The sequence below is a fragment of the Legionella birminghamensis genome (assembly GCF_900452515.1).
GTDB lineage: Bacteria > Pseudomonadota > Gammaproteobacteria > Legionellales > Legionellaceae > Legionella_C > Legionella_C birminghamensis.
In genome coordinates, this window is sequence record NZ_UGNW01000001.1 from 3,010,631 (window position 1) to 3,020,912 (window position 10,282).

The window sequence follows — 10,282 nt, forward strand, 5'->3', positions numbered from 1 at the left end:
AAAATACCTAATCGCTATAAAATCAACGAATGTCCCCTACGCCCCACACAAGCAAATTAAGTTGGGGACGGCAATAGCCCAGCAATGACGCGGGTGACCCACTTATCCCCTTCGTCCCACCTTTTTCATCATTAAAAGCCAAGTGGGTTTTTAATTCTCTATATTCCATTTTAGACGAGGTTATATTCCATTTTAGACGGATGTAACCGTATGTTTAATAATTACTTTTACTATCTTTACAAAAATCATGACACAATAAACTATAATTCCAACAACCGAATAAACTATAATCTCAACAACATTATATACTATGATTTCCACAACATAATATACTATAATTTCTACATACACCTATAAATTGAAATATTATGAAACCATCAGAAAAACTAGCACAGTCACTAGAAGTTTTACACAATCTACAAAAGCAAGGTAAGTACGCTATCCAATCAAAAGATATAAGCCGTACTCATAGAGAACGACTTGTAGAAAATGCATTTTTAGAAGAGGTTGTAAAAGGTTGGTATGTACCGATAAAACCTGATGAACAAAAAGGCGAAAGTACGGCTTGGTATGCTTCTTTCTGGAGTTTTTGTGCTTCATATTTAAATGAACGATTTGGTGACGAATGGTGCCTTTCCCCAGAACAATCTTTACTTCTTCATTCAGAAAATTGGACTGTGCCTAAACAACTAATGATACGCAGCCCCAACGGAACAAACCGTAATATGGAGTTGCCTCACAACACAGCCTTATTTTCAGTACAATACAAAATGCCAGCTGCTCAGGATATAGAGATTAAGCAGGACATGCGAGTGTATTCAATAGTGCCAGCATTGCTCTATTGTTCACCTAAGTTTTTTTCTCAATATCCTACTGAAGCACGCTCTGTTCTTTCAATGTTTAATAGTGCATCTGATCTTCTGCATTATCTATTAGAGGAAGGACATTCTTGGATAGCAGGAAGAATTTGCGGTGCGCTTCAAAATATCGGCAAATCTCACGTGGCAGAAGAGATCAAAAAAACCATGGAAAGTGCCGGTTATCAAATACGGGAAGAAGATCCATTTTTAACAAATACACCAATAGATTTTTCCGCAACCTATAAGCCAGCATATCGAAGTCGTTTGCAAGTTATGTGGCATGATATGCGCGATATAGTTCGAGAAAACTTCCCGAGACCTCGTCCTACAACAATTGATATTAAAAGATATCTAGAACAAGTTGACGAAAATTATGTCTCAGACGCTTATCATTCTCTATCTATTGAAGGTTATCAAGTAAGCCCTGATTTAATTGAAAAAGTTCGTTCTGGACAATGGAATCCTGATGCTACAGAACAAGATCGAAATCACCGTAGTGCATTAGCCGCCCGTGGCTACTGGCAAGCATTCCAAGCAGTAAAAAAGAGCCTTATGGAAATATTGAATGGAGACAACCCCGGAAAAATAATACAAAAAGAACATGGGGATTGGTATAGAGAATTATTTCAACCCAGCGTTGCTGTAGGTCTTTTAAAACCAACTGATCTGGCAGGATATAGACGAAGCCCTGTATTTATACGCCAATCAAAACATATTCCTCCACGTTGGCAAATTGTTAGTGAACTAATGGAAGAGTTTTTTCAATTAATAATTCAGGAAAAGGAGCCTGCTGTTAGAGTTGTTCTCGGACATTTCTTTTTTGTTTATATCCACCCTTATTCGGATGGGAATGGCCGGATAGGTCGGTTCCTGATGAATGTGATGCTAGCGAGTGGCCATTATCCATGGACTATTATTCCTGTTGAGAGAAGAAACGAATATATGGAAGCGCTAGAGCAAGCTAGTGTTCATCAGAATATTATTCCTTTTAGTAAGTTTATTGCTAGCTGTATTAAATGATAAATTAATTGGCATAAGGATTTAATTCATAGAGCTTTGAGCATAGAGCTCTACCATATTTTAATGTCATGTTAAGAAAATCCGAAATATTTAACACGTCTATCACCTCATGTTAAAAAAATCGTATTTTGTTAACATGAAACGTGCTTAAGTACACAGAAATACTATATTTGTATAGTATTTCTGTGTACTTAATTTGCAGATACAATAATTCTCGTAGGTAACTAATCAATAAAAGTTGCAGGGGATACTTTAAACCGCTCGGAAAGTTTTCTTATCTGTGTAACATTCAATTGACGCTTACCATTTAAAATCTCCGAAACAACTCCCTGACTTCCAATTTCATTTTTCAAATCATTTTGATTTAAATCATGTTGTTCCATTAAGAATTTCAAAGCATCAATACCAGTTCCTTCTTCTAAGAACTGATAGTGCTCATCATCATAAACAGAGATCATATGACTTATCACATCTATAAGCCCCATGAGCTCATGAGATTCATCTTCTCCAACAACATCAAGAAGGTTATCAAGTAAGCTAGATAATTTTTCATAATCATCAGTATTTTGAGGCTCATGAATAACAGGAGAAATTTTTTTCCAGCATTGAATAGTGTCTTGTATAAAATCATTATGTGCTAAAGCAGTCATATTCATTTCCTCCAGTCGCCCTTATCATATTCTTTATGGGTTAAAATGTGGCGAATATATAATTTCTTTCGATTAAAATGGATGCTTGCTATGAGTCTCAGCTTGTTCCCCCCAATATCAAAGACATACAGATCTCCAACTTTATCAACACTATTAAAAGATGCTTTTAAATCAGCATAACTTTTGAACTCGTTGTTTTTCACAATTTTATGCCAGCCAAGCAAAGCAGTCGCACATTCAGGATGCAAGACACTTGCTTCTTCAATTCTTCTTTTTGTTATTATGTGCATAATAATTAATCACCACTAGTAAACTTAAGTTTATCTCAAAATGAGATATTTTGCAATTATATGCAAATTTATAGTTAAACAAGAGAATGCGTCACCGATTCATTCATATGCTTAAGCAAAAAATTAGTAACCTGTTGCATTGGCTTACGCAACCGCTCAACATCTTTCATGATATATCCTGCCGTAACATCATTATTCATTTTATGGTTAAGCAAACGCTTTAAAGCATAAGCAGGTAAATCAAGGCTATCTGCGATAGTCGCAAAAGTTCTTCTCAGATCATGCAAAGTAAATGGAACACCTGATAATTCCACCACCCTATTCACCGCCTTTTTAGGCTCATAGATATAACCCGTTTTACTTTCAGCTGGGAAAACAAATTCACTGGTTTTATTCCGGCTTCTGCGTTCCATCAACTCATAAACAAAGTCAGACATAGGCAAGGTGTGGATTTCGTGGTTTTTGGTATCTTGCAGAGTGATGGTTTTGGATTTGAGATCAATATCTTCCCAGCGCAAAGAGGCTGCTTCCATTTTTCGCATGCCAGTGAATAGGAGTAATAAAAAATAATCATGCCACAGTAAAGCGTTGCGATAGTTATCGGTTTCCACCAATATAATAACCGCTTTATACCAGTCTGCTAATTGATGCGGTTTGATAACCGTTTGTTTTCGATCCACTCGATACCATGCCCGGGTATGCGATAGGTATTTGACTGGGTTAATAGTAATAATTGGATGGCCGTTACCGTCTTGATATTCATACATGGCGTAATTAAAAATGGCTCTTAATACTCTCATGGCATTATTAGCTCGTGCTTTACTGTTTGCCTGGCCATGCTTAGTGTGGCGTTTGGCAATCATCTCGCGGGTGATATTCACTAGAGGTTTATCAAGCCAGTCAGGTACGACTTCATGCAACACACATTGATAATCGTTTAAGGTACGTGGCTTTAAATCCTTTCTTGCTTTGAGGTAATCATTCAACACCTGCTGTAAAGTCATGGCATGAACTTTCTTGGTTTTCTTTTCGGCAATGGGATCATCACCTTTGGCCACACTCCCCAAAAGACTCTTGGCTTGCTTTCTAGCTTCCTCAACCGTCAAGTTGCCGTATTTGCCTAAAGTGACTCTTTTTACCTTACCATTGATTCTCGTTTCAACGATAAAACTTTTAACACCACCTGAAGTAATTCTTAAAGCAAAACCTTTTAAGTCATGATCACGATAAAAAGTTTGGGTTTTATCTGGAATATGTTCGAGTTTATCAACGATGGTTTTGGTTAATTTAACACCCTTTTCAGCTTCCGCCATAATACACCTCAAAAATTCCATGTAGACGCCATGTAGACACTTTATTTAAAACTAAATAAATTCCAATATGGCAAATTATGGCTTATAAACGTTGATTTTAAAAGGATTTTGATAGAATTTAAAATTTAGTAAAAGTGCTTAAAACCCGTATTTTACAGACTCATAATCCGTTGGTCCTAGGTTCAAGTCCTAGTGGGCCCACCAATTAAAGCCAGTAAAATCAACAAGTTGCAATCGACTATCCCAACCCCTCAAAAACCATTGTGGGGATTTTGTGGGGCACAGCAGACACAAACTCATAAACTAACTACCTTACGTCCATGAGATGTATCTTTTTCTTTCCTATTATTTGGATTACGAAGCAACGTGAGAACTACCCCACTTTGTTGCTTTTGGCAAACCTTGTTTCCAGCTTCATATAGATTTTGCAATTCGGCTGATGAGTAATGCGTTGTAATACGACCTGAACGATGCCCCAGCAAATCTTGCCTGTCTTCAAAACTCACACCGACAGATCTTAATCGCCGACCAAAGGTATGTTTTAGATCGTGAACTCGTACAAACTCTAAACCAGCTTTCTTGCGAGCCTCTTTCCAACCTGTATTATTTATACGGGTAACCGGATTACCTTTAAAGGTAAACACAAACTGCTTATGTTTTCCTCTTTGGTTATCGACTACCGATTTTGCCGTTTGATTACAGACAACCAAGCGCTCTTCACCATTTTTAACCATTTCAGGCGGTATGATGAACACCATTAAATGTGACAATTGAGGAATCTTAATTTCCCAATCCCATTGTAAGTGGCACACTTCACTCTCTCTGCATCCCGTATTCACTGCAAATAGCGCCATTTGCTCCAAATGCGATGGTAACTCAGCAAAAAGCTTATGTTGTTCATCCCAACTTAGCGGATAAGGCTTACGCAAATCATCTTCTGGCAATAATTTAATTTTAGGTGCATTCAGCAACCAAGTTAGCCCAAATTCATCAATCCACTCGGTTGCAGCCAAATTACAGATGCGACGTACGATTTTTAGACCATGATTAATCGTTCTTGTTTTAACCTGATCCTGACGCGCAAGCAGCCATTGCCGAAACCAATTCAGGAATGGTGGGTCAAGGCTACTATACATCCGTCGTTGTATTAATGGATGGGGATAGAACGAGCGTTGAGAAAGCCGCCCTATTTATTGAAAAGAATATCAACGCTTTAGGCTTTAGCGCACGAACAGAAACCATTAATACTATGGATGCCTACATGGGTAGTCTACCCGGCCATGGTGTGGAAAACATCAGAAGGCCTCTGATGAACACCATGAATCTGGCAGACTTGTTGCCAACATCCAGCATTTGGACGGGTGAAAATAAAGCACCTTGTCCCCTGTTTCCACCTCAATCACCGCCTCTGCTTCACTGTGTCACCAGTGGTAATGCGCCATTTCGTTTGAATCTTCATGTCAGAGACTTAGGTCACGGCATTATGTTTGGTCCAACACGCTCTGGTAAATCAACCCATCTTGGTTTATTAGCATTTTCCTGGCGTCGATATAAAGATGCGCGTATTTATTCTTTTGATAAAGGTATGTCTATGTATCCAACTTGTAAAGCAACAGGTGGGGAGCATTTCACTATCGCAGGCAAAGATTCACGCCTTGCCTTTGCGCCCTTGCAGTTTTTAGAAACTAAAGCAGATAGAGCTTGGGCTATGGAGTGGATTGATACCATTTTAGCTTTGAATGGTTTGAATACCACACCAGCTCAACGCAATGAAATCGGCCATGCCATTCTAAGCATGCACCAAAGTGGCTCTAAAACCATATCTGAATTTGTCATGACGATTCAGGATGAACCCATTAGAGAAACATTAAAGCAGTACACTATTGATGGTTTGATGGGGCATTTACTGGATGCAGAAAGTGATGGGCTTGGTTTGTCTTCCTTTATGACTTTTGAAATCGAGCATTTAATGGGCTTGGGTGAAAAATTTGCATTGCCTGTATTGCTTTATCTCTTTAGGCGAATTGAAACCTCATTAGATGGTCGCCCCACCTTAATCTTGCTTGATGAAGCCTGGTTAATGCTGGCGCATCCTGTGTTTAAAAACAAGATTGCTGAATGGCTTGATTCCATGGCTAAGAAAAACTGCGTGGTGTTTATGGCAACACAACATTTATATCATGCAGCCAACTCTGGAATCTTAGATATTATTGTTGAATCAACTGCCACCAAAATCTTTTTACCCAATCTGTATGCAAGAGATCCTGAGACCCGACTCATTTATGAGCGCATGGGCTTAAATCCACGCCAGATAGACATCATAGCCGCAGCCCTTCCCAAACGTGATTACTACTATGTCAGTGAAAAAGGCCAAAGACTTTATCAATTGGCATTAGGCCCTTATGCCTTAGCGTTTGTGGGTGCAACAGATCCCGATTCGATTGCGCGTATGAAGCAATTGGAGTCGAAATATGAAGATGGATGGGTCTCTCAATGGCTTTCAGAAAAAGGTATTCATTTGGCTCAGTACGGAGAAGCAGCATGAAAAAAAGTATAACGAATAACCCCTACCTCAACGCCAGGCGCGCCTGGAATGTTCATACCGCAGGTCTTATGAAATCAGTACAAGTTTGGCAATTAGTGGGATTAGGTAGCCTGTTAATCGCATTGGCAGCAGTTGGTGGGCTCATTGCGATAGGTAGCCAATCCAAATTTATCCCTTTGGTGTTTCAACAAGATGCCAATGGCAATACCTTGTCAGTTACCCGTGCTGATAAGGTTGGTGACGCAAGCATTGACGATTATCGTGCTGCAGCTGCCCATTTTATTGAAAACGTTCGCATGGTGAGCCTTGATACGGAACTGCAAAAGAAAGCAGTTTTTCAAGTGTATTCCTATTTAAATGCCAATGATGCAGCCCTCGCCAAGGTTCAAGAATTCTACAGCGTCAAACAGCAATCTAATCCCTTTGAAAGAGCTGCCTTTGAGATTGTAAGCATAGACATTCGCTCAGTACTTCAAGAATCCGATGAGACCTGGCAAGTCGACTGGATTGAAACGGTGAGAAATCGTGATGGGTCGCTTAAAGAAAAGCCTCGCATGATGAAAGCGATGGTTACGATGTATCAGGAGAATGAAATCAATGATGCTACCAGTGAGTCCATTTTGAAAAATCCCCACCTGATTTATGTACGTGATTTTAACTGGTCCTACGAATTAAAGCATGGAGAACAACAATGAAAAGAATAATGCAGCTATTTTGCCTATTAACACCGCTCACAAGTTTTGCATTGGATAACACCATTCTGGCCGAGCATTATTTTTCGGATACTGTACCCAAGCTATCGAGTCAGGAAAAACAAGGTTTAGATATTGCGGAACGTACGCAACAAGGAAAAAATGGTGATTCATACTGTCATCACCGGTGGGCAGGCCTTATTCGATACCATTAATGGCTTTGCACAGCTGATTGACCAGTTTGCAAATGAAACTCAGTTTGTAGTCTGGCTCAATCCCTATTGGGGAGCCATTGAACATGAAGGCAAAGCATTTGAGCAACTGAAAGCCTATCGAGATCACAAAGACAGAATATCAGCTTTAATTCATATCCCCGATCTGAAAAAAGAAACCTATGGCCGGGATCTAACCGAGATGCTTCAACAGAAACTGACCTTCGATGAAGTTTTGGGTACGCCAGAGAAAAACATTATGACCCGCCAACGCTTAAAAATCGTTCGCGATCAACTGTTTGGACAGCTAGATAGCGCCAGGGTGATCTAATGTCAGAGAAACTCGATAAAATCATTCAAGACATCACCGTCAAACATGGTGTACTTTTGGGTAAAGACGATCCAATACTCATGCTTCAGACCATGAATGAACAACTGATAGAGGAAAATCGCAAAGCCCAACAGGATTTTCTGGTACAGTTCAGAGAGGAAATGGAAGCTATTTCCTCTCAATGGAAAGATGATGCCAAGGAAAAAGCTGAAAAGGTTCTCAATGCAGCATTAGCTAGTAGTAAAGAAGCTATAGCTAGATTACTGCAAGAATCTACTAAAGAATCGGTTCAAGCCATGAAGAAATTGATCTCGGACTCATTGATTGAAGCTCACTCTTTAACACAAAAGACGCAAAAATTTAGTCGATTTGCATTGGTATCATCAGCCACATTGCTTGCTGCCTCTTGTATAATTCTCTCATTGTTTTGTAAATAAGTACCGTATGGATATTCTGCCCCAAAATAAACACTCATTCTAATTGAATGTGAACACTGATTCTGGCGGAACGTGAACACTTTTCCAAAAATTTCAGAATGAGTGTTCACATTAACAGAACAGGTGTTCACGTTCCGCCAGAACTTAACTTAACGTCTTGAATTTTAATTGATTTATTTACATTCTATCTGGAACTTCCAAGCCTAAAATATCAAAGGTTAAAAGCATTTGCTTTAGCGTTAAAGCTGACATGGCTAAACGTGAATTACGAATTACTAAGTTTTCTTCCGTTAGTACGTTACATGACGCATAGAAGCGGTTATAAGCTGAGGCAAGTTCGAAGGCAAAATCGCACAGGTGATGCGGTTCAAATTTAGTATAAGCAGTACCTATAGCTTTAGGTAACTTGGTAAATGTTAATTGAAGATTCTCTTCTAATAAATTTACGGCGGGTAAAATCTTTAGATCGTTTTGATTAAGGTTATTAGCTTTTTGAAGCATGGATTTAATACGTACTGCTGAATATAAAAGATAGGGGCCTGTTTTACCTTCAAATTGTGAGGCAACATTTAAATCAAATATATAATCAGAGATTCTAGGGTTTGATAAGTCGGCAATTTTTAATGTAGATAAGGCAATTTTGTTAACTATGTCATTTTTTAAATTCTCGTCTATATCAATATTGTTAAAACGAGAGCCAGCGTTAACTTTGGCTTCTTTAATTAAATCCTTCAGGCTCATAGTTCCGCCACCTCTGGTCTTGAATGGTTTACCGTCCGAACCATTGACCGTGCCAAAACCCACGTGCTCTAAAATAACGGAATCAGCTAGCTGGCATTTTTTTGCTGCTTGAAACACTTGCTTGAAATGAAGAGACTGGCGTTTATCGACTACATATAAAATTAAATCTGGATTAATAGTATTAACTCTTTCAACTATAGTAGCTAAATCTGTTGTGCCGTACATAAAAGCCCCATCAGACTTTTTTAATATTAAAGGAGGCATATCTTCCTCTAATTCAATTATAGTTGCGCCATTGCTTTCTACAGCAGTTTTATTTTCTATCAGCCTTTCAATTAACCTCTCTGCCAGATCATGAACGGTGCTTTCCCCATTCCATAAATCAAATGTAACACCTAATTCATTAAAATCTTTTTTTAATGATTCGATTGAAATACGGGAAAAATGAGTCCATAAAGCGACTAAACCTCTTTTCTTTTTTTGTAGCTCTAAAGTTGATGTTCTGGCTTTTTGCATTTCTATTTCATCGGCTTTACATAAAGCTGCGGCTTGAGGATAGAGAGCCGCTAGTTCATCCACAGTGACAGGTGATGAATCAGGGTAATCATATTCAAAGGCGTCATTGAAATAGTCTGCTTCAGGCATCTTCTTTTTCATAGCTTCAATTAGCATACCCATTTGTGTGCCCCAATCGCCCAAATGAATATCACTTATTACTTCATCACCACAAAATCGATATAAACGCTGTAAACAATCCCCAATTACAGTAGATCTGATATGTCCTACATGCATTGGCTTAGCAATGTTAGGGCCACCAAAATCAATAACCACTTTCTTTTTATTAGCAACAATAGGACAACCAGAACGATGATCCAAAACCAGTTGATTGCACCAATCTGCTAAATAATCAGATGAGACCGAGAAATTTATAAATCCTGGCCGAGCAATGTTAATATTGGTGAACCATTCGTTTTTAGTAATAAGTTCGACAATATGATTTGCTATTTCCAAAGGATTTTTACCAACTTCCTTTGCTAAAGACATAGCGGCATTGCATTGAAAGTGTCCTAATTCAGGACGAGACGATAATACAACTTTTGCATGCTGGGTATTATAGCCAAGCATTTCAAATGCATTTTGGAAAATCTGATTAATCTTATCATCAAACAATTCGCTCATATTTCTCTCTTT

9 protein-coding genes and 2 pseudogenes are annotated in these 10,282 nt (G+C 38.6%); 6 read left to right on the plus strand and 5 right to left on the minus strand.

Annotated features, from left to right (window positions below):
- Positions 1–368 precede the first annotated feature (368 nt).
- Positions 369–1,880 (plus strand): Fic family protein, encoded by a 1,512-nt coding sequence (locus tag DYH42_RS12840; protein WP_058523893.1) that lies wholly within the window; start codon positions 369–371, stop codon positions 1,878–1,880.
- Positions 1,881–2,104: 224 nt separating this feature from the next.
- Here DYH42_RS12840 and DYH42_RS12845 read toward each other — a convergent pair whose 3' ends face one another.
- The 4 genes from DYH42_RS12845 to DYH42_RS12860 form a co-directional block, all read right to left on the minus strand.
- Entirely contained in the window at positions 2,105–2,530 is a 426-nt protein-coding gene (locus DYH42_RS12845; RefSeq protein ID WP_058523892.1) for a helix-turn-helix domain-containing protein, read from the minus strand.
- A gap of 2 nt (positions 2,531–2,532) precedes the next feature.
- Complete coding sequence (locus DYH42_RS12850; RefSeq protein ID WP_027269471.1) at positions 2,533–2,820, minus strand: type II toxin-antitoxin system HigB family toxin; 288 nt, start codon at positions 2,818–2,820, stop codon at positions 2,533–2,535.
- A 74-nt stretch (positions 2,821–2,894) separates the two neighbouring features.
- Positions 2,895–4,133, minus strand: a complete 1,239-nt coding sequence (locus DYH42_RS12855) for a tyrosine-type recombinase/integrase (RefSeq protein ID WP_058523896.1) — start codon at positions 4,131–4,133, stop codon at positions 2,895–2,897.
- Between the two features lie 296 nt (positions 4,134–4,429).
- Positions 4,430–5,269: a tyrosine-type recombinase/integrase gene (locus DYH42_RS12860; RefSeq protein WP_083503133.1), complete on the minus strand. Its 840-nt coding sequence runs from the start codon at positions 5,267–5,269 to the stop codon at positions 4,430–4,432.
- Between DYH42_RS12860 and DYH42_RS12865 the strand changes: the two are divergent.
- The 5 genes and pseudogenes from DYH42_RS12865 to DYH42_RS12885 form a co-directional block, all read left to right on the plus strand.
- Positions 5,209–6,678 (plus strand): annotated as a pseudogene (locus DYH42_RS12865) (VirB4 family type IV secretion/conjugal transfer ATPase); the annotation flags it as partial. The gene DYH42_RS12860 and the pseudogene DYH42_RS12865 overlap by 61 nt on opposite strands.
- Positions 6,675–7,373, plus strand: a complete 699-nt coding sequence (locus DYH42_RS12870) for a conjugal transfer protein TrbF (protein WP_058523891.1) — start codon at positions 6,675–6,677, stop codon at positions 7,371–7,373. The pseudogene DYH42_RS12865 and the gene DYH42_RS12870, both read left to right, overlap by 4 nt.
- Positions 7,370–7,585, plus strand: coding sequence for a hypothetical protein (locus DYH42_RS12875; protein ID WP_244923632.1), 216 nt, complete (start codon positions 7,370–7,372; stop codon positions 7,583–7,585). Before DYH42_RS12870 ends, DYH42_RS12875 begins: the two co-directional genes overlap by 4 nt.
- A pseudogene (locus DYH42_RS12880) lies at positions 7,530–7,913 on the plus strand (P-loop NTPase family protein); the annotation flags it as partial. The gene DYH42_RS12875 and the pseudogene DYH42_RS12880, both read left to right, overlap by 56 nt.
- A complete protein-coding gene (locus DYH42_RS12885; protein WP_058523452.1) occupies positions 7,913–8,350 on the plus strand; it encodes a conjugal transfer protein TraM in 438 nt (145 codons plus the stop codon). The pseudogene DYH42_RS12880 and the gene DYH42_RS12885, both read left to right, overlap by 1 nt.
- Positions 8,351–8,527: 177 nt before the next feature.
- Here DYH42_RS12885 and argS read toward each other — a convergent pair whose 3' ends face one another.
- Positions 8,528–10,270 (minus strand): arginine--tRNA ligase, encoded by a 1,743-nt coding sequence (gene argS, locus DYH42_RS12890; protein WP_058523451.1) that lies wholly within the window; start codon positions 10,268–10,270, stop codon positions 8,528–8,530.
- Between the last annotated feature and the right edge of the window lie 12 nt (positions 10,271–10,282).